Below are 25553 nucleotides of genomic sequence, written 5' to 3'. Positions count from 1 at the left end.
CCTAGACTGTGCCGCATGATGCAGGGGCGGAGGGTGTCACCGGGGCGAGCGCGCCTTCGTGTCGACCTCACCATCCTCAGCCTCGTCGGAGTCCTGCTGCTGGCCGCCCTCGGCGCCGGCGGCGCCTCGCTGTATCAGCAGTTCTACAGCCCCTCGGCGTTCGTGCACCGCTACCTCGACCTGCTCGCCGAGGGCCGTGCCGCCGATGCGCTGCGCGTGCCGGGGGTCGCGCTCGACGTCGCTGTGCTCCAGGGTGCGGACTTCGAGCCGACGGCATCCGAGGCTCTGCTGCGTCGCGCCGCCCTCGCCACACTCGACGACATCGAGATCGTCTCCGCGACTGAGCGCGACGGCGTCCACGAGGTGAAGGTCACCTACGAGGCCGGCGGGGTCGACGGCGCGTCCGCGTTCAGGGTCGTCCAGAACGGCTGGATCGGCGTGACGCCGAACTGGCGCTTCCAGCGCAGTCCGCTCGCCGAGATCGACCTGACCGTGCGCGGCTCGGACACGTTCGCTGTCAACGGGTTCACGATCGACCGCCGTCAGGTATCGAGTCAGTCGGCCGAATCCGACCCGCTGGCGCCGCTGCCTCTGCTGGTGCTCACACCCGGCGCCTATTCGGTGACCGTCGACACGGCCGTCTCGGCGACGCCCGGTGTGCGCGTTCTCGCCGACACCGCCATGGCGCGCACCGCGGTCGATGTGCAGGCGCAGCCGACCGAGAAGTTCACCGAGGTCGTGCAGCAGCAGGTCGAGCAGTTCCTCACCCAGTGTGCGAGCCAGGAGGTCCTGCAGCCGACCTCCTGCCCGTTCGGACTCGAGGTGCAGAACCGCATCGCCCCCGGGTCGATGCCGAAATGGTCGATCAAGACGCAGCCGAAGGTGTCGGTCGTGCCCGACGGTGCGAGCTGGGCGATTCCCGCGGCGGATGCTGTCGCGCACATCGACATGGAGGTGCAGTCACTCTTCGACGGCACCGTCCACGAGCTGAAGGAGGACGTGCCGTTCCAGGTGAACGGCACGATCACGATTCTGCCCGATGGATCGGTGTCGATCCGGGTGGGATCACCGGGCTGAGAGCCGATCCCGCTCGGCCAGTTTCGCGAGCTGGGCGTTGTACTCCTCGAGCTCCGCCTCGCCCGAGCGGTCGGCGTGCCTGTCTCGTCGACGCTGCAGCTTGGCATCCGATCTCGACCACTGGATCGCGAGCGTCACCGCCAGGATCAGCGTGGGGATCTCGCCGACCGACCACGCGATGCCGCCGCCGATGTACTGGTCCTCCATCGGGGTCGGACCCCACGTGCGGCCCATCGAGCCGAACCACTCCGCGACGATCAGGCCTTCCTGCATCATGATCGCCATGCCGAAGAAGGCGTGCGTGGCCATCACCGCGATGAGCGTGATCAGGCGGCCGGCATAGGGCAGCCGGTACGGGATCGGGTCGTCGCCGATGAGCGTCATCGTGAACAGGTAGCCCGCGATGAGGAAGTGGATGATCATCCACTCGTGACCGAGATGGTCGTACATCGCCCAGCGCACCAGGTCGGTGAAGTAGAACGCCCACAGCGACAGCACGAAGACGGCAGCGGCCACGAAGGGGTGCGTGATGAACTTCGAGTACGGCGAGTGCACCGCCCACAGGATCCACTCGCGACCGCCGCGGGTGCCGTCGTCGCGCTTGTGGATGGTGCGCAGCGCCAGCGTGATCGGCGCACCGCTGACCAGCAGCACGGGAATGGCCATGCTGAGCACCATGTGCCCCAGCATGTGCACGCTGAACAGGTACTCCTGGTACGCGTTGATCGGCCCGTTCGTGACCCACAGCAGCAGGGCCATGCCCGACATCCAGAAGATCGTGCGATGCACCGGCCAGCTGTCGCCGCGGCGGCGCAGGCGCAGCAGACCGGCGATGTAGAGGAAGACGCCGAAGCCGACCGCGACGACCCACAGGATGTCGAGGTCGTACGAGGTGAACCAGCGATCGATCGTGAGCTCGGGCGGCAGCGGCGAGCGGGTGAGGCGCTCTGCTGGTGTCTGCACCGCCGGTGCCTCCTCACCCAGCGGCGGAGGGGTGCGGGCCAGCGCGGCCGCTGCTCCGGAAGCGAGGCCCATCAGGGCGATCTCGCCGAGGATGAGCGTCCAGAACGAGCGCTTCTGCTTCTCGCCGTCCATGTGCGGGATGAGCTGCTGCCGGTACCAGGCGCCGAACATCCCGAGCGCGACGAGCAGCACGGCCTTGCCCAGCACGATCAGTCCGTACGGTGTGAGCAGCTCGCTCCAGGCGCCGAGGGCGATGACCGTGCGGGCGATGCCGGAGACGGCGACGACGACGAACGCCGCGAGGGCGAGCGAGGAATAGCGGCTGACCAGGACGGACAGTCGGATGCCATCGCCGGCCTGCGGTCGCGAGCCGAGGCCTCTGAGCAGGATCAGCAGCATCACGCCGCCGAGCCACACGGCGGCGCCGATGGTGTGCAGCAGGATCGAGTTCACCGCCACCGTGTGGCCGGCGACGTCGCCCGAGTGTCCCTGGGTCGCCATGGGCAGCAGTGACGCGGCGGCGAGCACGGCGGTGAGCAGGGTGCCCGTCCAGCTGCGCCAGCCGAACACGAGGATCGTGATGACGGCGCCCATCAGCGTGGTGATCAGCCATGCCTGGCCGAGCGGCAGCTCGAGCAGGAAGCGGCCGAACTGCTCGCCGAACGAGTTGTCGGCGGTGAGCTTCGGGTTGAACGCCGCCATGAACGTGAGGAAGGCGGTGATGGCGGATGCGATGGTGAAGATCGCCGCACCGATGGATGCCGTGTCGAGGGCGATGTCGAAGGGCCGCGATCCGCTGCGCAGCGCGAAAAGCGCCAGCACGAGAGAGCCGAGCATGGCGGCGGCCGCAAGGTTGGCGATCAGCTTCGCTGCGGGCAGGCCCCACATGACGATCGGACCCGGGTCCAGCAGCTTCGGGGGCACGGCTCCGCCGCCGACGACGAGCGCGGCGATCAGGCCTGCAATCGCGCTGGCAACGAGGATCAGCAGGCCAGCGAGACGGTACGAGTTCACTGTTCCAGCCTAGGCCGGAACCCTGTGCGATCAGACGAGAGAAGGGTGCTCAGACGAGAGAAGGCCGCCCGGTGGGGCGGCCTTCTCTGTGGAAGCGGTCTTACTTGACTGCTGCCTTCAGCTTGGAACCAGCGGTCACCTTGACGCGCTTGCCGGCCGGGATCTTGATCTCGGCGCCGGTCTGCGGGTTGCGGCCGGTGCGAGCAGCGGTGTCGACCTGCTCGAACGAGATCCAGCCGGGGATCGAGACCTTGCTGCCCTTGGCGACAGCGTCGGAGACGGTGCCGAAGAGCGAGTCGAGAACGCGAGACACGGTGGCCTGGCTCTCGCCGGTTGCGGAAGCGATGCTCGCGACGAGCTCGGTCTTGGTGATGGACTTGTCAGCCATGTCTTCCTCCAGCGACGTCCGTCGCAGTTGTTTGTTTCGGGAAGCCCCCGTTGGTCAGATCGACCGCCTCGAATGTACCAACCACAGGCGGGGATTCCGCGTCATTTCGCGGGTTTCGGAGTCTTTTCCCTGCGTGTCGCGCAACATTGGTCACTTCTGTCACAGATTTCGCGATCCTTCTCACCCCCTCGGGAGGATTTCTCCGGATCGGGAGGAGGGATACCCAGGATCACGCCTCCCGAGAGGGAGTTCTCCTCCCGAGAGGATGCAGGGTCTCACGCAGCCAAGTGCAGGCGCTGCGCGATGGCGGCCAGAATCATGCTCTGCACCTCCGGCCAGTGCTTTAGCAGCTGGTCGTAGCCGATCCGGATGACGTGATATCCATGCAGCTTGAGCAGCGCGTCGTGGCGGATGTCACTCGTGCGCTGCGCGCCGACATGGTGGCCGCCGTCGATCTGCACGACCAATCGGTCGCCGATCAGGAAGTCCACTGCGTGCCCGTGCAGCCACACCTGTGGCGTGATGCGCACATCCAGCCATCGCAGCCGAGTGCGGAAGATCGACTCCGTGCCGGCATCCGCGAACGGAGTCGCCTCCTCGAGCAGCCTTCGCGCGTCTGGCGGGAGGGGTGCGCGTTCGAGCACACCTGGATCCACCAGCCGCTGCTTGAACGCGGACTCCCAGATCGCCAGAGCGGACTCATGCGGCTGGCAGCGGGAAGCGATGACCAGGGCGTTCTCGAGCGAATCCTCGCAAGAGTCCGGCTGGCGAGGGAACAGTGGGCTGTGCCAGTGCAGCACTCCGCGCGAGACTTTCGCATGCCCGGCATGCGGCGAGGCGGCGAGGTGCGGCTCCGACGCATCGAGCACCCATAGTCCCCGGCGCGCAGCCAGCGTGATGCAGCTGAGCACCACACCGCGCGCAGCGGCGGTCACCAGCATCCGATCAGCGCCGATCCTGGCCACCCACCCACGACGGACGGACGAGATCAGCCCCTGCCTACGGGCTTTGCGCAGCGCATGCTCGGTCACGCCGAGCCGGCGCAGCGTCTCGACGCGGGCGACTCCGTCGAATTCGTCGAGTGCTTCCCAGACATCCATGCCGTCGATGGTGGCGTGAAGCGCCGATATCGGATGCCGAGATTCCCGCGCTCTGTGGAGAAGTACTCAGATATACAGGTTGTGCAGAGAAGGGCACGCCACCCGTTCGGGAGGACTTCTCAGGATCTGGAGGGTGAATGCCCGAGATCCCTCCCCCGGAGAGGGAGTTCTCCTCCCGAAGCGGTGAGGGTGCGCAGCAGCCCCGGACACGCAGAAGGGGCGAGGATCCGAAGATCCTCGCCCCTTGAATGCGATGCTTACCAGCTCGACTTGGTGATGCCGGGCAGCTCGCCGCGGTGAGCCATGTCACGGAAGCGGACACGCGAGATGCCGAACTTCGTGAGCATGCCACGGGGGCGGCCGTCGATGGCGTCACGCGAACGGACGCGAACCGGCGACGCGTTGCGCGGAAGCTTCTGCAGGCCGATGCGTGCGGCCTCGCGGGCCTCGTCGGTCGCGTTGGGGTCGACCAGGGTCTTCTTCAGCTCGGCGCGACGCTCTGCGTAACGCTCGACGATGACCTTGCGCTGCTCGTTGCGAGCGATCTTGCTCTTCTTAGCCATGGATCAACGCTCCTCTCGGAATTCGACGTGCTTGCGGACCACCGGGTCGTACTTCTTCAGCACGAGGCGGTCGGGGGTGTTGCGACGGTTCTTCTTGGTCACGTAGGTGTAACCGGTGCCCGCCGTCGAACGGAGCTTGATGATCGGACGAACGTCCTGAGCCTTCTTGGCCATTAGAGCTTCACACCCTTCGCCTTGAGGTCCGCGACGACCTTCTCGATACCGCGAGCGTCGATCACCTTGATGCCCTTGGCGGACACGTTCAGGGTGACCTTACGACCGAGCGACGGCACGTAGTAGGTCTTCTTCTGCACGTTCGGGTCGAAGCGACGCTTCGTCCGGCGGTGCGAGTGCGAGATGTTGTGACCGAAGCCGGGAACAGCTCCTGTCACCTGGCACACTGCTGCCATGTGATTACTCCTTCATTACCGTGAGGCCGGACGGCCTCACCCAAGATCCCTTGTCTGCACCCCGCGTGGGCAGGATGCGAACTGCGCACAGGAGAGCGCGCAGACGAAGAACAGTCTAGCACGGCGATGACGGATGCCCGTCCACCGCCAATCTGGCGAAAACTGATGCGGAAGCTGCGGGTTCATGGTACGTTACCCGCGTAGATCACTGGGGAGTAAAGGGATCTCGGAACCCTACTGAGGGGCAAGGTTCCGGGATCCCTTTTCCGGTTGACACCCGTAGATGAGCGGTGGAAGACTGCGACTCATGGCGTTCACCCTGGGGCTCGTCGGCGCGGGCCAGTTCGCCGGCCAGTTCGCGACCCTGTTCCACCATCACCCCGGTGTGTCCGCGGTCCACGTGACAGATGTCCTCCCCGCACGCGCGAGCGAACTCGTGCGCTCGGCCGGGCTCGCCGGGACGTTCGACACCTTCGAGGAGATGCTCGCCTCCCCCGTCGACGCGGTCGCGATCTTCACGCAGCGCTGGACGCACGGCCCACTGGTGGTGCAGGCGCTGCGCGCCGGCAAGCACGTCTACTCGGCGGTGCCGATGGCCATCACGGTCGACGAGGTCGCGGCGATCATCGATGCGGTGCGCGAGACCGGGCTCACTTACATGATGGGCGAGACCAGCTATTACAACCCGGCGACGGTGTTCGCTCGGCAGAAGGTCGCCGACGGGTCGTTCGGACGCCTCTTCTACGGCGAGGGCGACTACGTCCACGACATGGACCTCGGCTTCTACGAGGCGTACCAGTACTCGGGCGGCGAGAACTGGAAGGCGACGGCCAGCTATCCCCCGCTGCTGTATCCCACGCATTCGATCGGCGGTGTGCTGGGTGCCTGGCCGACCCACGCCACCGCGGTGTCTGCGATCGGCGTCGTCGATCGGCGCGGCGATGGGGTCTTCGACCGCTCGGTCAGCCAGTTCGACAACGACTTCTCGAACGCCACGGCGCTGTTCGAGCTCGCGGCGGGCGGTTCGATGCGGATCAACGAGTTCCGCCGGGTCGGATATCCCTCGCATCTGCGCGAGTCCCGGTTCCGCTGGTTCGGCACCGACGGATCGTTCGAGCAGCTCGCGACGACCACCGTGTGGCAGAACCGCGATGGCGTCGAAGACATCTCCCACCTCATCGACACGCATGCCTCGACCGCGCCTGACGACCCGTCGCTGGCCCACGTGGCGCCCGCGCTGCGAGATGCCTTCGTCTCGGGCTACGCCGAGGTGCACGAGGCCACGCGCTCCCGCATCCCTGCGGAATTGCTCGCGCTGCCCAACGGTCATGAGGGCAGCCACCACTTCCTCGTCGACGACTTCGTTCGCGCCGTGCAAGACCAGACGCGCCCGCCGGTGAACGCCTGGCAGGCCGCTCGCTTCACCCTGCCAGGGGTGATCGCGCACGAGTCCGCGCGCCGCGGAGGCGAGCGCCTCACCATTCCCGACATGGGAGATCCCGACATCGGTGAGCCGGCCCAGCTCAGTCTCAGTGCGAAGGATGCCCGTGGCTGAGGGCTCCCGGCCCCGTTCGGTCACCCGCGCCGACGTGGCCCGCTATGCCGGCGTGAGCACCGCGGTCGTCAGCTACGTGCTCAACGACGGTCCGAAGGCCGTCGCTCCGCTGACCAAGGAGCGGGTCCTCGACGCCGTCAGGGTGCTGGGCTACCGGCCCAACCTCGCGGCCCGCGCGCTGTCGAAGGGTCAGGCCGACATGCTGGGCCTGCTGGTGAACGACAATCGCAACCCGTTCTTCGCCGAGCTGTGCCATGCGCTCGATCAGGCCAGCGCCGACCGCGCGCGTCAGCTGCTGATCGTGAACAGCGACCGGCTGCAGGTGTCGACCTCCGAGCAGATCCGCGACCTCGTGTCACGGCAGATCGGCGGTCTGCTGATCGCCAGCGTTCTGACCGCCGGAGAGCAGGCGCTGGTCGAGCACGTGGGCATCCCGACGGTCATGATCGGCCAGTTCGGCGAGGTGGACGGCCTCGCCGGCGTGAGCGTGGACTTCGCGGCGGGCGCCCGGCTCGGCGTGGAGCACCTCATCGGCCACGGATACACGGACATCGCCTTCATCGGAAGCGCTGCGCGCTCGGATGCCCGTGAGCGAGGCTGGCACGAGGCCCTCACCGATGCGCGGCTGCCGCACGGCGTGCTCACCCACACGACCTTCTCGTACCAGGGCGGTTATGAGGCGGGCAGGCGCCTGATCGACAGCGGGCGCCTCCCCCGTGCGGTGCTCGCCGCATCGGACCAGATAGCCGTCGGCCTGCTCACCGCGCTGCGCGAGGGCGGCGCCCGCGTACCCGAGGATGTCGCCATCGTGTCGTTCGACGGCACCACCGCCGTCGACTATGTGTGGCCGCGCGTGACGACCGTCGTGCAGCCGCTGGAGCAGATGGCCGAGACCGCGATCCGCGCGGTGCTCGAACCCGATTCCGTGCCGCGTTACGTCGAGTTCGCCACGCACCTGCGAGTGCGCGAATCCTGCGGCTGCACGGCATCCTGACGCACCGTCTCCTGACAGACCGCCTCCTGACGCACCGCCTCCTGACGCCTCCTGATACCGGCGGTCAGAGAGCGCCATCAATCGGATGCCGGGAGAGTCAGCGCCGCCTCGGCGGCACCGCGACCCCATCGGAACGGCGAGACCGTCGGGTCGCCGGCGATCCAGAACCGCCACGGAAAGGCCATGGTGCCCGCGATCCCGGCGACCCCGACGCGGGGGCCCGACGAGATCTCGACGGGGGTCGGGTTCCAGCGCAGCAGTGCGGTCGCGGCGTTCATCGGAGCACCCGTGACGAAGTCGATGCCGTCGTGCAGTGCGTGGCGGAGCCCCATCGCCTGACCCAGGCGCCCGGGCCCTCGGGCGAGGTCGCGTCGGGTGATGCGCGTGAGGGGCGCTGCCACCCCGCGGCGTGCGGCGGCGGCATCCTCACCCTCCACCACCTCACCGGCTCGCAGCAGCACTCCGCCCGCTGTGCCCTCGGGACCGCAGACCACGTTTATGCAGGAATGGATGCCGTGGCTCAGGTACACGTACAGGTGCCCCGGCTGGCCCCACATCGTCGCGTTGCGCGCGGTGGGGCCCATGCGCGCGTGCGAGCCGGGATCGGGCACGTCGCCGGTCCCCCGGCCGTGGTACGCCTCGACCTCGGTGATTCGCAGGCGCGTCTCGACACCGTCGACGACGGTCTGCAGCTGCGCGCCCAGCAGACGCGGGGCGACCTCGAGTGGCAGTCCGATCAGATCGGACCGCTCGGCCAGGGGCATCCGATCGATCACGGCTGCGGCGCCATCCGGCACCACGAGATGTCGAAGCCGTTGAGCGTCGGCATCTCCTGGTCGCCGGTCAGATCGATCAGGTGAGTGTGCAGCGTCGTCGGCAGGGGCAGCAGCAGGTCGTCGTACTCGTTCGTGACGAGGTCAGGCGCGATCACGACGGCCGCGTACTGGCCGCTCGGCGATGCGCACACCTGCAGGATCGAGTCCGCGCCGCTGACCTCGCTGATCACCGTCGCGGTGCCGTCGTCGTCGACCCGCACGACCGCCTGGCCGGTCGGCATGCCCGTCTCGTCGCGCTGGACGATGTGGCGCAGGGTCCCGCCGGGGAACGTCTCGATCGCGGTCGGGTCGCCGTAGTCGGGTTCGGATGCCGTCAGCGGCGCTTCGCTGCCGTCCGCCAGGTTGAGTTCGACCACGCTGGCGTCGGCGCGCTCGACGATCGCGGTGAAGGTGCCGCGCGTGACGCCGAGGATGCTGGCGGCGATGCCCATCGACTGCACGCCGGCGTTCGAGGTCGGGTCCTCGACGCTCAGTGCGCCGTTGAAGTCGATGAACAGCAGAGACGACGAATCGGGCACGAACTGCCATTCGGCAACGCTCGCGTCAGCGCCGTCGACCTGGACGATGCGCGGCTCACCGGCACCGCTCAGGGGCTGCGTGACCAGGACGCTCGCCCGGCCGGAGTCCTCGGTGAGCTCGAGATCCGAGTAGCTGTAGCCGACGAGCCCGGCACGATCGGAGACCTGCACCGACGAGACGTAGCCGGGGCCGGGCAGCGTCAGTTCGCGCCGGTCGGAGCCGTCGCGGTTCATCACCAGCAGCTTCGAGCCCTCATCCTGCTCGACGGCGACGACGAGGTGGTCGGGCGTCACGCGGAAGTCGTCGATGCGCGGATGAGTGAACACCGGCGTCGCCTTCTCACCCGTGAGGTCGGTGGTGAAGATGGTGTCGTCGTCGACGGAGCGCTGAAGCAGGAACATCTGCGCCGCCGGCGTCGTGAATGTCGTCTCGAGGTCGCTCGAGGGGCCGCCGCCGACCGCGGTGGCGCCGGCGACCGAGATCCGGTACTCGGTGTCGTCGTACAGCGGCGCGGTGAAGCGGATGCCGATGCTGCGACCGCTCGCATCGATCGTGAACGGCGTCGCGGGCTCGACGCTCACCTGCTCCGGCGTGATCGGGTCGAGGCTCTGGTTGGCGGTGAGGATGACCCGGCTTCCCGAGGTCTCGATCGCCTGGGCGGGATCCACCTGGACCTCGCTGAGCCGCGGGCCCTGTGTGAGGCTGACGACGCCGAGGATGCCGACGACGAGCACCAGCACGCCCATCACCGCCCACAGTGCGAGCAGGAACGGCCGGTTGCCGCGGCGTGCGGCGGTGGGCGGTTCCACTTCGGGGGCCGACACGCCAGATGTCGGACCGAATCCGGGATATCGTCTGACATCTGGCGTGTCGGCCCCCGGTTCGATGAGGGCTTCGGAGGTCGGGATCTCCGGGGCGGGGGTCGCCGGGGCGGGGGTCGCCGGGGCGGGAGTCTCTGGTGCGGGGGTCTCCTGGGCGGCGCGCAGCGCGCGCAGCTGCGCCCGGGTGAGCGGCGGCTCGCCCGATCCGTCAGTACTCATACGGATCCTTCGGCTCGTCGATCTTCGTCACCGAGGTCGGCTCGACGCGCAGCGTGCCATCGCTGTCCGCGCGCACAGTCCCGGCGACTTCGATCCACTGCCCGGTGTCGTACGACTCGTCGAGCCCGGCGCCATCCACCTGCACCGACGCGGGCTGCGCGTCGATCACGCAGTGCGAGATCACCATGCGGGTCAGGTTCACGTCGCCGCCCTCTGCGGGCGTGACGAATCCGGTGAGGGTGACGGGCGCGCCGTCGTAGTTCTCCGGTCTAGTGGAGGTCGCGAAGGCCGTCGACCACTCGCCGACTCCGAACGTGGTCGTGTCGGCGACGCCGAGCGAGACGTCGTCTGCGCCGGCGAAGAGCGTGGGGCTCTCGCCGGCCCGTGAGACGGCGAGTTCGGCCGAGAGGGATGCCGGCGGCAGGAGCAGCGCTGCCAGCACGACTCCGGATGCGATCACGCCGCCCGTCACGACACCGGCGGTCTGCAGCATCCGGCGGCGCACAGCGACAGCATCCGACCCGCTCTCGGCGGCCGTGTGATCGTGGTCTCCCTCGGAGCCGAGCGGCAGTGTGCACGACCAGATCGCAAGGACCAGCGTCACTGCGGCGGCGGCCGCGGCGAACCAGACGGTCTCCGGGCTGATGTACAGCGTGAGCCGCCCCGTGACGGCGAGGCCGAGCGTGACCACCGAGATCACCGCGGCGAGTCCGACGCCCAGCCACCGGGTAGCAAGCGCGTGCCCGGTGGAGGGCTCGGTTCGGGCATCCACGTGCTCAGCCAAAGACGTTCACCCCGATCCCGATCGCGCAGGCGGCGAGGATGACGACGCCGACGATGCCCGCGATCACGCGGGTCGTGAACGTGGTGCGCAGCAGCGCGATCATCTTCACGTCCACGAGCGGTCCGACGATGAGGAAGGCGATGATCGCTCCGGACGAGAACGTCGAGGCGAACGACAGGGCGAAGAACGCATCGACGTTCGAGCAGATCGCGACGGTCATCGCCAGCGCGACCATCGCGAGGATCGACAGCACCGGGTTCGATCCGATCGCCAGCAGCACGTCGCGAGGGATGAGCACCTGCACGGCCCCCGCGAGTGCCGAGCCGATCACCAGCGCCGGCATGACCGCGCGCAGCTCGACGAGGAACTGCATCAGGCTGCGCCGAACCGGCGAGCCGGGCTCGTGGCTCATCTGGTCACACGTCTCGACGAAGCGGGTGGTCAGCAGCGCCTGCGGGTCGCGGTGGCGGCTGTAGATCCAGCCGATGAGGTTGGCGATCACGTAGCCGCCGACCAGGCGCGCCACGAGGATCCCGCCGTCCCAGCCGAATGCCGCGTGCGTGGTGAGGATCACGATCGGGTTGACGATCGGGGCGGCGATCAGGAACGTCAGCGCTTCGGCCGGCGCGAGTCCGCGCATCATCAGACCGCGCGCGAACGGCACGTTGCCGCACTCGCACACCGGGATGAACATGCCGAGCAGCGACAGCACGGCCCGGCGCGCCCAGGCGTTGCGTGGCAGCCAGCGCTGCACGGCATCCGACGGCAGCCACACCTGCACGACGATCGACAGCAGCACGCCGAGGATCACCCAAGGCAGCGCCTCGATCAGCACGCTCAGGCTGAGGGTCAGGCCGTCCTGGGCGCGCGCCGGCAGGGCGGAGGGGAACAGCGTCGGCGCGAGGAAGTCGATGAGCACCAGCACGGCGACGATCGCCGTGCCGATCCCGATCGCCTTGACGGTCGGCACCTTGCGCCTGTGGTTGTGCGTGTGCGCGTGGCTGCGCGGTGTGCGGACGGGCGTCTCACCCAGCGTCACGCTTCAGCCCCGCTGTCGCGCTCATCGCCGCCGTCGCGCTCATTCCCGCCGTCGAGGCGGTTCGCGCAGGCGGCGCACAGACCGAAGATGTCGACGACGTGCTCGGCATCGCGGAACCCGTGCAGCGCGGCGGTGCGCTTCGCCCACTGCTCGACGTCCTTCGCCTCGATCTCGACAGTCAGGCCGCAGGACCGGCAGATCAGGTGATGGTGGTGCCCCTGGGTCGTGCAGGCGCGGTACAGCGCCTCGCCCTCAGGGCTCTGCAGCGAGTCGGCCTCACCGGACGCCGCGAGGCCCGCCAGCGCCCGATAGACGGTGGCGAGCCCGATGCCGGTGTTGGCCTGACGAAGCTCGGCATGCAGGCTCTGCGCGCTCACGAATCCACGCGCGTCAGAGAGCGCGTCGCGCACGCGCTCGCGCTGCCAGGTGTTCCGCTGAGCCATGATCCGAGTCTAGGCCGGGCGCCTGAGGTCAGTCCTGAGAGCCCTCAGCGGGCTCGTCGGATGCCACGGCGCCGGTCGCGTCGGCGCCGGTCGCGTCGGCGTCGGTCGCGTCGTCTTCGTCGGACTCCACGACGGCGGATGCCGACGGCGGGCCGGTCAGCACGCCGTCCGGGCGCAGCAGCTCGCGCACCTCCGCCATGAAGCTGGTCAGCTGCTGCTGCTGCCAGCGAAGCTGGCGGGTCTGATCCTCAGCATCCCGCAGCACGCCGGTCGCGTGACCGGTGACTGAGTCGACGATCTTCTGCGCCTTGGCGCGCGCCCGCTCGAGCGTCTCGCGCGACTTCACGTGCGCCTCCGCCTCGATGGCCTGCGCCTGCGAGCGCATCAGCCGCTCGTAGTCGTCCGCCTTGCTCGAGATGCGCTGCGCGTGCTCCAGCGATGCGGAGACCTGCTCATTGGCATCCGACGTGATGCGCTCCGCGTGCGCGACGGCCTGGTTGTGCAGCACCAGGAACTCCTGCTGGGCGTCGTCCTGACGGCGGGTCAGCGTCTCTTCGAACTCCAGGACGCGGGCGTTCATCTCGCGGACCTCGCGCTCAGCATCCGAGCGCATGTCCGTCGTCTCGCGCGTGACCATCGCGCGCAGCGCGGCGGCGCCCTTCTCGGCCTCGGTGCGGATGGTCGCCGCCTCCCGCTCGGCCTGCACGACCTTCTCGGCGGCATGCGCGGCCTCGCGCTCGAGCCGCGCCTCGTGCGCGGTCAGCTCGGTGTCGATCTTGAGGCGGATCTGGTCGGCATCCTGCTCGGCCTGCGCGGTGATGCGGGCGACGTCGGCGGCGAGTTCGGCGCGCTTCCCCTCAGTCTCCTCACGGGCGGCCTCGAGAAGGCGCTCGGCCTGCGTCGCGGCGTTGTGGATGAGCACACTCGCCTGCTCCTCGGCGACGCGCAGCACGGCTTCGAACTGCTGGCGGCTCTGCGGCTCGTCGGCGCTCTCACCGTCCTCGTCACCGCTGGGCTCCGCGGTCAGCGCCTCCGTGAGGGTCGCGACCTGCGCGGCCGCGTCCTCGGCGCGGGCGTTGGCGGCCGCGAGCTCCTGCTCGAGCCGTGCGACGTCGGCGTCGCTGTCGGCGAGCGCGTCGGCGATCGACTGCTCGCTGCGGTTGCGTGCTTCCTCGAGTTCGGCGCGGTGCCGGGCATCCACGCTCTCCATGTCGGCGCTGAGACGCTTGACCTGGTCGCGAAGGGTCGCGAGTGCGGCATCCACCTCGGCCTTGTCGTATCCGCGGAACGCCTGCGTGAAGGCGGAGTGCTCGCCCTTGGGCGCGGACGTCAGCAGCTGATCGAAGAAGTCGCCGTTCTGCTGCCCGCCGGGCTCTTGCGTGTTACTCAATGGAGGTCGCCTTTCTGAAGTTGTCGCCGCTCAGCCCCTTCATGATCTCATCCTCTGACTGTGCGTCGGATGCGACGGCGCAGGCGCTGAGCGATCCAGCATCCGCAGTAGATCAGGAAGGAGATCGTGGTGATGTACGGGCTCACCGGAAGGGTTCCGGCGAGGGCGAGCATGATGCCGCCGACCGCCGCGACGAAGCCGAACAGTGCCGCCAGCAGCGGCACGGCGACCGGACCCGCAGACAGTCGCATCGCGGCCGCGGCGGGCGTCACCAGCAGTGCCATGACCAGCAGGGCTCCGATGATGTGCACGCTGACGGCGACGATGAGGCCGAGCAGCAGCATGAACGTCAGGTTCACGGCGCGGACGGGCACACCGCGCGCGGCCGCCGACTCGGGATCGAGCGAGTCGAAGCTCAGCGGGTTCCACATCAGCAGGAGGCCGACCAGCACGATCACGCTCATGCCGATCAGCCAGCCCAGGTCGGGGTTGGAGACCGAGACGATCTGGCCGGTCAGCAGCCCGAAGCGGTTGGCGCTTCGACCGTCGTAGAGCGAGAGGAAGAGGATGCCAAGACCCAGCCCGAACGGCATGAGCACGCCGACGATGGAGTTGCGGTCGCGCGCACGGGATCCGAGGATGCCGATGAGCAGCGCCGCCACCACCGCGCCGCCGATGGACCCGGCGACCACGCTGCCGCCGAACAGCAGCGCAGCCGCGGCACCCGCGAAGGAGAGCTCGCTGATGCCGTGCACCGCGAACGCGAGATCGCGCTGCATGACGAAGACGCCGATCAGGCCGCCGACCAGGCCGAGCACGGCGCCGGCGATCAGCGAGTTCGACAGCAGCGCGAGCAGCTCGCCGTAGTCCTGGAACGAGAAGACGTCGCTCCAGTCGATCAGCGGCCTCATGCGTGTGCTCCCGCGCCGGTCGCGGCGTCGCCGCCGTGGTCATGGTGGTCATGGTGGTCGTGGTCGTGGTGCGGTTCGGCATCTGGGACGCCGACCACGACGAGCCGGTCGCCGGCGCGCAGCACGAAGACCGGGGTGCCGTACAGCTCGGTGAGCACACGCGTCTGCAGCACTTCGTCGGGGGTGCCGAGCACGAACCGGCCGCCGGCGATGTAGAGGATGCGGTCGACGCGGCCGAGAATCGGATTGATGTCGTGGGTCACGAACAGCACCGCGGTGCCGTGCTCTTTGCGCTGCCGGTCGATGATGTCGGTGATACCGCGCTGGTTGGCCAGGTCGAGGTTCGACAGTGGCTCATCGCACAGCAGCAGCATCGGCTGATCGGCGAGCGCCTGGCCGACGCGCAGGCGCTGCTGCTCGCCGCCCGAGAGCAGCCCGACCGGGCGCTCGGCGTAGTGTGCGGCGCCGACGCCGTCGAGGAGCGCATCGACGCGGACGCGGTCGCCGCGGTGCGGCAGCGGCAGCCCGAATCGGGTTCCTCGAACGCCCAGAGCGACCAGATCGCGGGCGCGCATGCTGGTGTCGGGCGGCAGCGGCCGCTGCTGCGGAACGTAGCCTATGCGCGGGTTTCCGCGCCTGGCCGGGCCGTCGGCGATGCGGATGCTGCCGGATGACAGCGGCTGCAGACCCAGGATGCTGCGCAGCAGGGTGGTCTTGCCGGAGCCGGACGGCCCGAGCACTGCGATGAACTCGCCGGGTGCGACATCGAGGTCGAGGCCCGCCCACAGCTCACGGGAGCCGCGGTGCAGCGCGGCTCCCGTGATGGTCAGCACGGGGGCTGGCGCCCCGTCGGTCATTCCATCGGTCATTCGCCGAGGGCTGCGAGGTCGGTGATCGCGGAGCGCATCCACTCAGAGTACGACTGATCCGCTTCGAGCAGCTCCGAGAAGGTGAGCACGGGGATGTCCGCCTGCTTCGCTGCGTCCTCGACTCGAGCAGTCTCGCTGCCTCCGGTCTGCGCGTTGGCGAGCACGGCGCTGACCTTGCCGTCGTCGATGAGCGCGAGCGCCTCCAGCAGTGTCGCGGGCGCGACATCGCTGCCCTCTTCGACCGCCGACGCGAACCCTTCCGGTGCGACGTCGTCGAGTCCGGCGGCCGCCGCCAGCAGTCCCGGCAGCGGCTCGGTGATGAACACGGGCGTGCCCTCGAGCTTCACGTGCAGTGCGTCCAACTCGGCCTCGATGGCGGTCAGGTCTTCGCTCAGCGCTTCGGCGTTCGCCTCGTAGTCGGACTTGCCGGCGGGGTCGAGCGCGGCGAGATCCGCGGCGATCTGCTCGACGACGTGCGAGATGGTGTGGGCATCGAACCAGACGTGCTCGTTGAAGCCGGCGATGTGTCCGTGACCGGCGTGGTCGTGCGCGTGCTCGTCGCCGTTCTCGTGCTCATGGTCGTGCTCGTGGTCCTGCTCCGGCTGCTCGTCGGCGTGCTCGTCGTCGGCGTGATCCTCGACCGTGGCATCCGGGTAGTCGTGCGAGAACTCCACCGCGGTGATCAGCGTGGCATCCGACCCCTCGCGCAGCTCTTCCATGAACGCGTCGTAGCCGCCGCCGTTCTCGATCACGAGATCGGCCTTCTGCACAGCGAGGCGGTCGCGCGCGGTCGCCTCGTACGAGTGCGGATCCTTGGCAGCCGAGTCGATCAGGCTGGTCACCTCGACGCGGTCTCCCCCGACCTGCGCGGCGAGCGAGCCGTAGACGTTCGTCGAAGCGACGACGCTGATCGTCTCGCCTCCCTCGGGTCCGGCTCCGTCCGCGCCTGTCGAGCAGCCCGTCAGGACGATCATGGATGCTGCGGCGAGCGCGAGGGCGGAGAGCGACTTCTTCATTTCTTCATCCTAAATGCTAATGAGAACCATTCTCAACTCGGCGGGTAGCAACTCTGCGAGCTGAGGTGCGGTGCGCACACGAGGCACGCACCGCACTTCACGACGGGATCGCGAGGGCTCAGCCCACCGCTGCGGCGATCTCGTTCGGAGTGACATCGAGCTCAGCACTCTCAAGCACTTCCCCCGTGATCAGGTCGACAAGATGCACGCTGCTCGCCGCGGGCTCGGTGATGTAGGCGACGTCGCCGGTGACGACGATCGCGGGGTGCGGATCCTGCCACTCGCGCGGTCCCTCCCACGGCCCGACGACGGGGTGGCTGTCGGTGAACTCGCCCGTCTCGGGATCGAGGACGTGGATCGCGCCGTCCGACGCCAGAATGTAGGCGAGGTCGTCGGGGCCCCGTGCGATGTCGCGGAACGTGTACGCAGCCCCCTCCGGCAGATCGATGACGTCGAGGGTCATCGCCTCCGTGTCGATGAGCGTCACGGCGTCGAGCAAGTAGCCCTCGGCGTCGGCGTCGCTCTTGTAATCGCCGACCACCATCGCGCTCGTCTCGCTTACGAAGGCGTTGCCCATGCGCCCGTAGGGCTGGTCCGGAGCGGCCACCTTGGTGATCTGGCCGCCGGAGTAGACGAGTGCTCCGTCTTCGCAGCCGAACACGACCACCTCCCCCTTCGCCGTACCCTCACCGTGCACGCCTGGGCACTTGTCGCTCCTGGCGATCTCGTGGCCGGATGCATCCTTCGCGACGATGCCGTTTCGGCCGTCCGCGTTGCCGACGGTCGTCAGGAATGTGCCGTCCTCGAGCATGATGGACACACCGTGGTGTGCCTCCGCGCCCTCGACCGTCTCGAACGCGGGCAGTTCGGAGGCGCCCAGCTCGGCCGGGTCGAAGATGGTCGTGTCGCTCGTGCCGTCCGCGTAGAGCAGGGTCCTGCCGGCGTGGCGGACGACGTGACCGGGGGTGTCGGCTTTGAAGATCTGGTCGGTGAGCTCGGGGTCGTCGGCCGAGCCCGCGGCGGTGTCGAGGACCTGGAAGCCCTCACTCATCGTGACCATGACGTGGCGGTCATCGCCGGCCGCGTTGAGTCGCGTGAAGGGCTCGGACTGGAAGTCGCCGACGATCTCGAGCGTCTCCCCGTCCAGCACGAGGATGCCGCCCTCATAGGCGACGGCGACGCGAGCGCCCGCCGGTTCGGCGTCCGTCGCGGGCTCGGCGGAGCTCGATGGGCTCGTCCCGGCGGAGCACGAAGCCAGCGCCAGTATCGCTCCGACGGCGATGGCGCCGATCGCGGATCGGCGAAGCAGATGCGGATTTCGCATGTATGTCTCTTTCTTCTCAGGTGGGGGTCTCAGGAGCTGAGACCGGTGGTGATGCGCTCGGTGTTGACGCGCATCATGGTCAGGTAGTCGGGGGCGCCGCCGTGAGCTTCGGTGAGTGATTCGGTGTAGAGCTCGACGACGTCGACGTGGATATCCGCCTCTCGGGCGAGCGCCTGGACGAGGCGGTCGGGTGAGGAGGACTCGGCGAAGATCGTCGGGACGCCCGTCTCCTCGATCGCGTGGACCAGATCAGCGAGGTCCGACGCCGAGGGGGCCGCGAGCGTGGTCCCACCGGGGATGACAGCACCGATGACGTCGAAGTCGAAGCGCTGAGCGAGGTAGCCGAACACATGGTGGTTGCTCACCAGCGCGCGTCTCTCGTCGGGGATGCCCTCGAACGAGGCGACCATCTCGGCGTCCAAGCCTTCGAGCTCGCTGCGGTAGTCGGCCACTGCCGTCTCGAGGCTGTGCGGGTCGATGCCGTCGATCTCGCCGAGCGTCACCGCCAGCGCGTCGACGACGTCGGTCATGCGCGCGGGATCGGTCCAGAAATGCGGATCGGGCATGCCCGCTGCGTCGCCCTCGCTGTAGTCGAGCACGTCGATGACCTCGCCGGCGACGAACGATGCGACGTCCGTCTCCCTCGCAGCATCGAGGTGCTGCTGCAGGCGCTCTTCGAGCCCGAGGCCGTTCGAGACCAGCAGATCGGCCTCACGCAGAATGATCGCCTGCTGCGCGGAGATCTCGAAGGAGTGCGGATCGGCATTCGGCTTCATGAGCGTGACCACCTCGGCCTGCTCGCCGACGAGCTCATCGACGACATCGCCGAGGATGTTGGTCGAGACGACCACGACAGGTCGCCCATCCGGCGGAGTCGCGCATGCGGTGAGCGCCGCCCCTGTCAATGCCGTGACGGCGATCGCGGCGAGGATGATCCGTGTCGTGCGCACGTCAGCGTCCCGTCTCTGCCACGAAGGCGGGCTCTGTCGAAGTCTGGAAGGTCCTCGCGAGGCGGGCTCCGTCGGCGTAGTCGATCTCGTAGAGGCGTCGCTCGCTCGGGGCGCTGAGGTACGCACGATGCTGGTCTGCCGTCAGCGTCGGTGATGCGCCTGCAGTGAGGGATTCCGCGACGAGCGGCTTCGTCTTGGCGAGCACCGATCCGTCCGCCGAACTCAGCACGAGCACGCGCCCGTCGCGAGCGAGCGCGAGCACATGCCCTTCCTCATCGTCGACTGCAGTCACGCTGGCCAGCAGTGCCGGAACAGGAAGCAGTTTCCACGTGCGCTCGCGGGTGTCGAGGATCCAGATCCCCTCGTCTCCGGCGAGGGCCGCCACCGTCGGGCGGCCTTCGCGGTTCTGGAAGCGCGTTGCGGCAGGCGCGTCGACATCGGCGGGATAAGGAATGCGCTCCACGGTCAGGCCTTCGTCCGAGACTGTTGCGAGAAGAGCTCCGTCGGCGCAGCCGATCACCGCGCCCACGCGCGTCGTGATCGTCCCAGCGGGATCGGCGCAGCGCTCCTCGAGTCCGGTCGGCTCGCCTTCGCTGGTGTATCCGACGACCGAGGCACCCTGCGCGCCGTCGATCTGCGTCACCAGCGCGAAAGACCCGACGGGCACCACCAGCCCCTCGTGCGGATCCACCTTCATGCGGAAGCGTTCCGCGATCTCACCCTTCGACAGCGCCTCGGTGTCGAGGAGGACGGCATCGCCGGATCCGGCGAAGAAGACGCCCGTGCCGCCTGCCGTCGACAGATTGGTCGTGGCGACCGTCGCCGAGCCCTCGCCCTGGAGTGTGCCGAGCAGGGCGGGTGCCGCTCGATAGTAGTGGAAGTGATCGATGTGATCCCACGTCCAGACGCCGCTGTCGATGATGTCGACGCCATTGCCGGACTGCGAGAACAGATAGCGCCCGTCTGTGCTGAGGGCTCTCGGCGCTTCGACATCGCCCAGTTCAGCGACGCTCTCATCGAGGAGATCCAGGTGGGTGACGGCACCGTCGGGGTCGATGATCGTGAGGCCGAGCTGCGGCTCCGCAACCTCTTCGGCACCGGCGACGGCACCGTGCCCGTCGCCGCTGTTGCCGCCTTCGTCAGCTGGCATGATTCGCTGTTCGGCGGGTGCGGCACACGAGGTGAGCCCTGCGGCGATGACGCCGGTGAGAACGAGGATGGTGGCGATGCGGGAGGACACGGCTTCCTTTCGGTGGGGTGAGCGGTCGCATCGTCGCGACCACGGTGAGCGGGTGTCAGACCGCACGGATCGCACTTCGGCGTCGGTCGATCGCCACGCGGACGATCCACGAGAGTCCGGCGAGCAGGATCGCTGCAGCGGCGACCGAGGCGCCGGCGGCCGTGGCCGCGTACCACGAAGCCAGCAGTCCGAGGGCGACGGATGCGACTCCGAAGACGCACGCGATCACGACACGACTCGGGATCCGATCCGTCCAGTTGGAGGCGGCGACTGCCGGCGCCAGCAGGAGTCCGACGACGAGCATCGATCCGACTGCCTGGTATGACGCGACGATCGCAAGCGTCACGAGTCCGACCAGCGCGGACTGCGCGAATCGCGGACGCAGCCCGAGCACCGACGCGATGCGGACGTCGAGCGAGAGCGCCACGAACGCCCGGTGAAGCACCGCGGCGACGATGACCGCGACGGCGGCGGCGATGCCGAGCAGCAGCAGGTCGCTTTCACTGATTGCGAGGATGTCGCCGAAGAGGATCGCGGTCGTGTCGGTCGCGAAGCTGCCGGAATGGGAGATGATGATCACGCCGAGCGCCAGCATCGACACGAACAGCAGCCCGATGCTCGTGTCGTAGGACAGTCTGGCCCTGCGCTGCAGGAACCCGATGCCGATGCTCATCGCGACCGCGCTGAGCGCGCCGCCTGCGAGCACGGGCAATCCGAGGACCGTGGCCAACGCGACGCCCGGAAGCATGCCGTGCGCGAGCGCCTCTCCGAGGAACGCCATGCCCCGGATCACGACCCACGTACCCACAACCGCGCAAAGGACCGACACGAATGCGCCGCCGAGGAAGGCGCGCTGCAGGAATTCGATGGCGAACGGTGAGGCGATGGGTGAGGCGAGGAGCACGATCATGGAGCCTAACCACTATTGAGAATGATTATCAAACTCGTATGATGGAGTCATGCTCATCGCGTCATCCTCAGGAAGCCCTGCCGTCGGCGTGCTCCCCGCGGCGTCCCTGTCGCGCATCCGTGTGCTCTTCAATGGACACGCCGCGCTCGATGGGGTCTCGCTGCGGGCATCCCGCGCCGCGCTCACTGTGCTGACGGGACCGAACGGCGCTGGAAAGTCGACGCTGCTCGAGGTGCTCGCGGGGACCAGAGCCGTGAACTCGGGAACCCGGTCCGTCGAGGGCACGGTCGCCTTCGTCCCCCAGCGCGCGGCCATTCCCCCGCGACTGCCGATGACCGTACGCGACGTCGTCACCGTGGGCGCCTGGGGACGCACGGGCCTGCGGGGGCGGATGGCGTCCGACACCCGTCGCCTGGTGCAGTGCGCCTTGGAGCGGACGGACATCGCAGCTCTGGCCCGCAAGCCGTTCGCCGCCCTGTCTGGAGGCCAGCAACAGCGAGCTCTGCTTGCTCAGGGAATCGTGCGGGAGGCGGACCTTCTGCTGCTTGATGAGCCGACGACCGGACTCGATGCCGCGAGCAGCCGACGAATCCGCGAGATCATGCGCGAGGAGGTCGTGCGCGGCGCAGCCGTGGTCTGCGTCTCGCACGACTCCGACGTGATCGCCGAAGGCGATGCCATCGTGAAGCTCGCGGAGGGGCGGATCGCCGGCAGTACCGAACTCGACGCCGCGGATCAGTCGACGAGCAGGGCGGGCTCCTCGAGGATGGATGCCACGTCGGCGATGAACCGGCTCATGCCGTCGCCGTCGATCACGCGGTGATCGAACGACCCGGCGACCGTGGTCACCCAGCGCGGGCGCACCTCGCCGTCGACGACCCACGGCTTCTGCGCGATCGTGCCCATGGCGACGATTCCCGCCTCACCCGGGTTGATGATCGGCGTGCCGGCGTCCATCCCGAACACGCCGATGTTGGTGATCGTGATGGTGCCGCCCTGCTGCTCTGCGGGAGTCGTCTTGCCCTCGCGGGCGGTGACGGTGAGCCGGTTCAGCGCCCGGGCGAGGTCTTTGAGGCCCAGCTCGTGGGCATCCTTGATGTTCGGCACGATCAGCCCGCGCGGCGTCGCCGCAGCGATCCCGAGGTTCACATAGTGACGCAGAACGATCTCAGCCCCGCCGTCGGTGTCGACCCACGCTGCGTTCACCATCGGGGTGCGCTGCGCCGCCCAGATCACGGCACGGGCCACGATCAGCAGCGGCGAGACCCGGATGTCGCTGAAGTCAGGCGACGCCTTCAGGCGCTTGACGAGCTCCATCGTGCGCGTCGCGTCGATCTCCTTCCACACGGTGACGTGCGGGGCCGAGTACGCGCTGCGCACCATCGCCGACGACGTCGCCTTGCGCACGCCCTTGACGGGGATCGACTCGATGCGGTCGTCGCTCTGCTGCGGCTCCTCGGGAACCGGGATGGTCTCCTCGCGGACGTCGCCCCACTCGGGAGTCTCGATGTTGCGGAAGACGCTCGCCTGCTCGGCGTGCTTCACGACGTCGTCGCGGGTGACCTCGCCGTCCGCGCCGCTCGGCGTCACCTCGGTGATGTCGACGTCGAGGTCGCGGGCGAGCTTGCGGATCGGCGGCTTCGCGATCACGCCGACCGACGAGCGCACCGGCCGCTGGGCCGGGCGCTTGCGCCGCGAGGCCGCACCGCCGCCGGTGCCGTATCCGACCAGCACCGCGCCACCCTCATCCGCGGCGGGCGCCGCCGGCGCTGATGGCTGCGCCGTGGCATCCGATTTCTCGGAGACGAAGGTGATGATCGGCACACCGACCTCGACGGTGACCCCCTCTGCCACCAGCAGCTCACCCACCGTTCCGGCATGCGGCGAGGGCAGCTCGACGAGCGACTTCGCCGTCTCGATCTCGCAGATCACGTCGTTGATCGCCACGGTGTCGCCGGGGGCGACCTTCCACGTGACGAGCTCGGCTTCGGTGAGACCCTCGCCGACGTCGGGAAGGGTGAATGTCTGAGTGCTCATGCGAACTCCTTCGGCTTTGCGTTTCGACTCGCTGCGCTCGCTCAACGACCGGGTTGTGTCAGTAGGCGAGGGATCGGTCGACGGCTTCGAGGATGCGATCGGCATCCGGCAGGTACGCGCCCTCGAGCTTGGCAGGCGGGAATGGCACGTCGAACCCCGAGACTCGAAGCACCGGCGCCTCGAGCGCATAGAACGCGCGCTCCATGACGGTCGCCGCGATCTCGCCCCCCAGGCTGGTGAACCCGGGCGCCTCCTGCGCGTAGACCATCCGCCCGGTGGACCGCACGGAGTCGAGGATGGGTCCGTAGTCGACCGGCGACAGCGAGCGGACGTCGACGACCTCGCAGCTGGTGCCCTCCGACTCGGCGAGCGCGGCCGCCTGCAGCAGCGTCGTCACCATGGCTCCGTGACCGACCAGTGTCACGTCGCTGCCGCGGCGCACGATGCGCGACGCGTGAATCGGTGCCGAGGAGGAGTCGAGCTCGACCTCGCCCTTGTGCCAATAGCGGCTCTTCGGCTCGAGGAAGATGACCGGGTCGTTCGAGCGGATAGCCTCCTGGATCATCCAGTAGGCATCGTTCGGCGTCGACGGCGACACGACCCGCAGACCGGACGTGTGCGTGAAGTACGCCTCGGGGCTCTCCTGATGGTGCTCGACGGCACCGATGTGCCCGCCGTACGGGATGCGGATGACGACGGGCATCGACAGCGCACCCTCATGGCGGTTGGTCATCTTCGCCAGCTGCGAGGTGATCTGGTCGAAGGCGGGGAAGACGAAGCCGTCGAACTGGATCTCGCAGACGGGACGGAACCCGGCCATCGCCAGACCGATCGCCGAGCCGACGATGCCCGACTCGGCGAGTGGGGTGTCGATCACGCGGCGGTCGCCGAAGTCGCGCTGCAGGTGCTCGGTGACGCGGAACACGCCGCCGAGGGGGCCGATGTCCTCGCCCATCAGCAGCACCCGCGGGTCATCCTCCATGGCCTTTCGCAGGCCGGCGTTCAGCGCCTTCGCGAAGGGCATCGTCTCGATGGTCATTCGGCGCCTCCTTCGAACGATGCCTCGTATTCGTCGAGCCATGCCTTCTGCTCGTCGATGCGCGGGTGCGGCTCGCTGTACACGTGGTCGAACATCAGCTCGCGCCCCGGCGCCGTGAGCGCCACGGTGCGCGCGCGGAGGTCTTCGGCAGCATCCGCCGCCTCGGTGTCGACGTCGTCGAAGAAGGATGCCGCAGCCCCGCGCCCCTCGAGGAACGCCCGCATGCGGGCGATCGGGTCGCGCTGCGCCCAGGACTGCTCCTCGTCGCCGCCGCGGTACTTGGTGGGATCATCGCTGGTGGTGTGCGCGCCCATCCGGTAGGTGACCGCCTCGATCGCGCGCGGGCCGTTCCCCGCACGCGTCTCGTCGAGCAGTGCTCGTGAGACGGCGTAGCTGGCGAGCACGTCGTTGCCGTCCACACGCACCGACGGGATGCCATAGCCGGCGCCGCGGTTCACCAGCGGCACCTTCGACTGGGTCTGCACCGGCACCGAGATCGCCCAGTGGTTGTTCTGCAGGAAGAACAGCACCGGAGCGTTGTAGCTCGCGGCGAAGACCATCGCCTCGTGCACGTCGCCCTGACTGGAGGCGCCGTCGCCGTAGTAGGTGATGACGGCCTCGTCGCGGTCGGCGTCGCCGGAGCCCGTCTTCCCGTCGAAGACGAGTCCCATCCCGAAGCCTGCGGCGTGCAGGGTCTGCGAGCCGAGCACCAGCGTGTAGATGCGGGTGTTGCCGTTCTTCGGATCGGTCGGGTTCCAGCCGCCGTGAGAGTTGCCGCGCATCACACTGAGGATGTCGACCGGGTCGACCCCGCGGATGCGGGTGACGGCGTGCTCGCGGTACGAGGGGAAGATCGTGTCCTGCGTGCGTGCGGCGCGGGCCGAGCCGACCTGGGCCGCCTCCTGCCCGCGGCTCGGCGGCCACAGGGCGAGCTGCCCCTGACGCTGCAGGTTGGTGGCCTGGGTGTCGATGGCGCGGATGACGACCATGTCGCGGTAGAACTGCTCGAGTTCGGCATCCGTCAGCGCGTCGATGAGCGGCAGGTACTGCTCGGCAGCGGCGCTCGGAGCGTATCGCCCGTCGGCTTCCAGAACGCGAACGAGGGGTGTTTCGGTCGAGGTCACCGTTCCACGCTACCTACG

The 25553-nt window shown here is 68.5% G+C and carries 26 protein-coding genes; 4 read left to right on the top strand and 22 right to left on the bottom strand.

What is annotated here, in order from left to right:
- Nucleotides 1-15: 15 nt before the first annotated feature.
- Nucleotides 16-1077, top strand: coding sequence for a hypothetical protein (locus ACQUSX_RS10290; RefSeq protein WP_428906833.1), 1062 nt, complete (start codon nt 16-18; stop codon nt 1075-1077).
- Here the strand turns inward: ACQUSX_RS10290 and ACQUSX_RS10285 are convergent.
- The 6 genes from ACQUSX_RS10285 to rpmB form a co-directional block, all read right to left on the bottom strand.
- Nucleotides 1066-3054, bottom strand: coding sequence for a bifunctional copper resistance protein CopD/cytochrome c oxidase assembly protein (locus ACQUSX_RS10285; protein WP_428906832.1), 1989 nt, complete (start codon nt 3052-3054; stop codon nt 1066-1068). The genes ACQUSX_RS10290 and ACQUSX_RS10285 overlap by 12 nt on opposite strands.
- A gap of 100 nt (nt 3055-3154) precedes the next feature.
- Nucleotides 3155-3442 (bottom strand): HU family DNA-binding protein, encoded by a 288-nt coding sequence (locus tag ACQUSX_RS10280; protein WP_087129650.1) that lies wholly within the window; start codon nt 3440-3442, stop codon nt 3155-3157.
- Between the two features lie 275 nt (nt 3443-3717).
- Entirely contained in the window at nt 3718-4542 is an 825-nt protein-coding gene (locus ACQUSX_RS10275) for an endonuclease domain-containing protein (protein WP_428906831.1), read from the bottom strand.
- A gap of 257 nt (nt 4543-4799) precedes the next feature.
- A complete protein-coding gene (rpsN, locus tag ACQUSX_RS10270) occupies nt 4800-5105 on the bottom strand; it encodes a 30S ribosomal protein S14 (protein WP_313355641.1) in 306 nt (101 codons plus the stop codon).
- Nucleotides 5106-5108: 3 nt separating this feature from the next.
- Nucleotides 5109-5279: a 50S ribosomal protein L33 gene (gene rpmG, locus ACQUSX_RS10265; protein WP_046014935.1), complete on the bottom strand. Its 171-nt coding sequence runs from the start codon at nt 5277-5279 to the stop codon at nt 5109-5111.
- Complete coding sequence (gene rpmB, locus ACQUSX_RS10260; protein WP_071645079.1) at nt 5279-5515, bottom strand: 50S ribosomal protein L28; 237 nt, start codon at nt 5513-5515, stop codon at nt 5279-5281. The genes rpmG and rpmB overlap by 1 nt, the downstream gene beginning before the upstream one ends.
- A 307-nt stretch (nt 5516-5822) precedes the next feature.
- On the opposite strand from rpmB, the gene ACQUSX_RS10255 reads away from it, so the two are divergent.
- Both ACQUSX_RS10255 and ACQUSX_RS10250 read left to right on the top strand, forming a co-directional pair.
- Nucleotides 5823-7070 carry a Gfo/Idh/MocA family protein gene (locus ACQUSX_RS10255; RefSeq protein WP_428906830.1) on the top strand — a complete coding sequence of 416 codons (1248 nt, stop codon included), beginning with the start codon at nt 5823-5825 and terminating at the stop codon, nt 7068-7070.
- Nucleotides 7063-8064 carry a LacI family DNA-binding transcriptional regulator gene (locus ACQUSX_RS10250; RefSeq protein WP_428906829.1) on the top strand — a complete coding sequence of 334 codons (1002 nt, stop codon included), beginning with the start codon at nt 7063-7065 and terminating at the stop codon, nt 8062-8064. Before ACQUSX_RS10255 ends, ACQUSX_RS10250 begins: the two co-directional genes overlap by 8 nt.
- A 77-nt stretch (nt 8065-8141) precedes the next feature.
- Here ACQUSX_RS10250 and ACQUSX_RS10245 read toward each other — a convergent pair whose 3' ends face one another.
- The 13 genes from ACQUSX_RS10245 to aztB all read right to left on the bottom strand — a co-directional run bounded on the left by ACQUSX_RS10245 (nt 8142) and on the right by aztB (nt 21335).
- Entirely contained in the window at nt 8142-8828 is a 687-nt protein-coding gene (locus tag ACQUSX_RS10245; RefSeq protein WP_428907627.1) for a DNA-3-methyladenine glycosylase, read from the bottom strand.
- An 8-nt stretch (nt 8829-8836) separates the two neighbouring features.
- Nucleotides 8837-10459, bottom strand: a complete 1623-nt coding sequence (locus ACQUSX_RS10240; protein WP_428906828.1) for a TolB-like translocation protein — start codon at nt 10457-10459, stop codon at nt 8837-8839.
- Nucleotides 10449-11231, bottom strand: coding sequence for a TIGR03943 family putative permease subunit (locus ACQUSX_RS10235; protein ID WP_428906827.1), 783 nt, complete (start codon nt 11229-11231; stop codon nt 10449-10451). Before ACQUSX_RS10235 ends, ACQUSX_RS10240 begins: the two co-directional genes overlap by 11 nt.
- Before the next feature lie 4 nt (nt 11232-11235).
- On the bottom strand, nt 11236-12213 hold the full coding sequence (locus ACQUSX_RS10230) for a permease (RefSeq protein WP_428907626.1): 978 nt from the start codon (nt 12211-12213) through the stop codon (nt 11236-11238).
- 65 nt (nt 12214-12278) lie between these two features.
- Nucleotides 12279-12725, bottom strand: a complete 447-nt coding sequence (locus ACQUSX_RS10225) for a Fur family transcriptional regulator (protein WP_428906826.1) — start codon at nt 12723-12725, stop codon at nt 12279-12281.
- Nucleotides 12726-12753: 28 nt separating this feature from the next.
- A complete protein-coding gene (locus ACQUSX_RS10220; RefSeq protein ID WP_428906825.1) occupies nt 12754-14115 on the bottom strand; it encodes a DivIVA domain-containing protein in 1362 nt (453 codons plus the stop codon).
- A 47-nt stretch (nt 14116-14162) separates the two neighbouring features.
- Entirely contained in the window at nt 14163-15026 is an 864-nt protein-coding gene (locus ACQUSX_RS10215; protein ID WP_428906824.1) for a metal ABC transporter permease, read from the bottom strand.
- A complete protein-coding gene (locus ACQUSX_RS10210) occupies nt 15023-15895 on the bottom strand; it encodes a metal ABC transporter ATP-binding protein (RefSeq protein ID WP_428906823.1) in 873 nt (290 codons plus the stop codon). The genes ACQUSX_RS10215 and ACQUSX_RS10210 overlap by 4 nt, the downstream gene beginning before the upstream one ends.
- On the bottom strand, nt 15892-16911 hold the full coding sequence (locus tag ACQUSX_RS10205; RefSeq protein WP_428906822.1) for a metal ABC transporter solute-binding protein, Zn/Mn family: 1020 nt from the start codon (nt 16909-16911) through the stop codon (nt 15892-15894). The genes ACQUSX_RS10210 and ACQUSX_RS10205 overlap by 4 nt, the downstream gene beginning before the upstream one ends.
- A gap of 118 nt (nt 16912-17029) precedes the next feature.
- Nucleotides 17030-18235 carry a zinc metallochaperone AztD gene (gene aztD, locus ACQUSX_RS10200; RefSeq protein WP_428906821.1) on the bottom strand — a complete coding sequence of 402 codons (1206 nt, stop codon included), beginning with the start codon at nt 18233-18235 and terminating at the stop codon, nt 17030-17032.
- Between the two features lie 29 nt (nt 18236-18264).
- Nucleotides 18265-19185: a zinc ABC transporter substrate-binding protein AztC gene (gene aztC / locus ACQUSX_RS10195; RefSeq protein ID WP_428906820.1), complete on the bottom strand. Its 921-nt coding sequence runs from the start codon at nt 19183-19185 to the stop codon at nt 18265-18267.
- 1 nt (nt 19186) lies between these two features.
- The gene (locus ACQUSX_RS10190) at nt 19187-20425 is read right to left on the bottom strand and encodes an ABC transporter (RefSeq protein WP_428906819.1); all 1239 of its coding nucleotides are present in this window, start codon (nt 20423-20425) and stop codon (nt 19187-19189) included.
- Between the two features lie 55 nt (nt 20426-20480).
- Entirely contained in the window at nt 20481-21335 is an 855-nt protein-coding gene (gene aztB, locus ACQUSX_RS10185) for a zinc ABC transporter permease AztB (protein WP_428906818.1), read from the bottom strand.
- Between the two features lie 49 nt (nt 21336-21384).
- Here aztB and aztA point away from each other — a divergent pair, with 49 nt between their 5' ends.
- Entirely contained in the window at nt 21385-22158 is a 774-nt protein-coding gene (aztA, locus tag ACQUSX_RS10180; RefSeq protein ID WP_428906817.1) for a zinc ABC transporter ATP-binding protein AztA, read from the top strand.
- Here aztA and ACQUSX_RS10175 read toward each other — a convergent pair.
- The 3 genes from ACQUSX_RS10175 to ACQUSX_RS10165 are packed head-to-tail and all read right to left on the bottom strand — an operon-like array spanning nt 22071 to nt 25535.
- Nucleotides 22071-23372 carry a dihydrolipoamide acetyltransferase family protein gene (locus tag ACQUSX_RS10175; protein ID WP_428906816.1) on the bottom strand — a complete coding sequence of 434 codons (1302 nt, stop codon included), beginning with the start codon at nt 23370-23372 and terminating at the stop codon, nt 22071-22073. The genes aztA and ACQUSX_RS10175 overlap by 88 nt on opposite strands.
- 58 nt (nt 23373-23430) lie before the next feature.
- Nucleotides 23431-24411 (bottom strand): alpha-ketoacid dehydrogenase subunit beta, encoded by a 981-nt coding sequence (locus tag ACQUSX_RS10170; protein ID WP_428906815.1) that lies wholly within the window; start codon nt 24409-24411, stop codon nt 23431-23433.
- A complete protein-coding gene (locus ACQUSX_RS10165) occupies nt 24408-25535 on the bottom strand; it encodes a thiamine pyrophosphate-dependent dehydrogenase E1 component subunit alpha (protein ID WP_428906814.1) in 1128 nt (375 codons plus the stop codon). The genes ACQUSX_RS10170 and ACQUSX_RS10165 overlap by 4 nt, the downstream gene beginning before the upstream one ends.
- Between the last annotated feature and the right edge of the window lie 18 nt (nt 25536-25553).

Origin of the sequence: Microbacterium alcoholitolerans, assembly GCF_050408615.1 — a bacterium.
Taxonomy (GTDB): Bacteria; Actinomycetota; Actinomycetes; order Actinomycetales; family Microbacteriaceae; genus Microbacterium.
The sequence above is the reverse complement of the archived record's forward strand: the minus strand, read 5'-3'. Positions and strand labels throughout refer to the sequence as shown.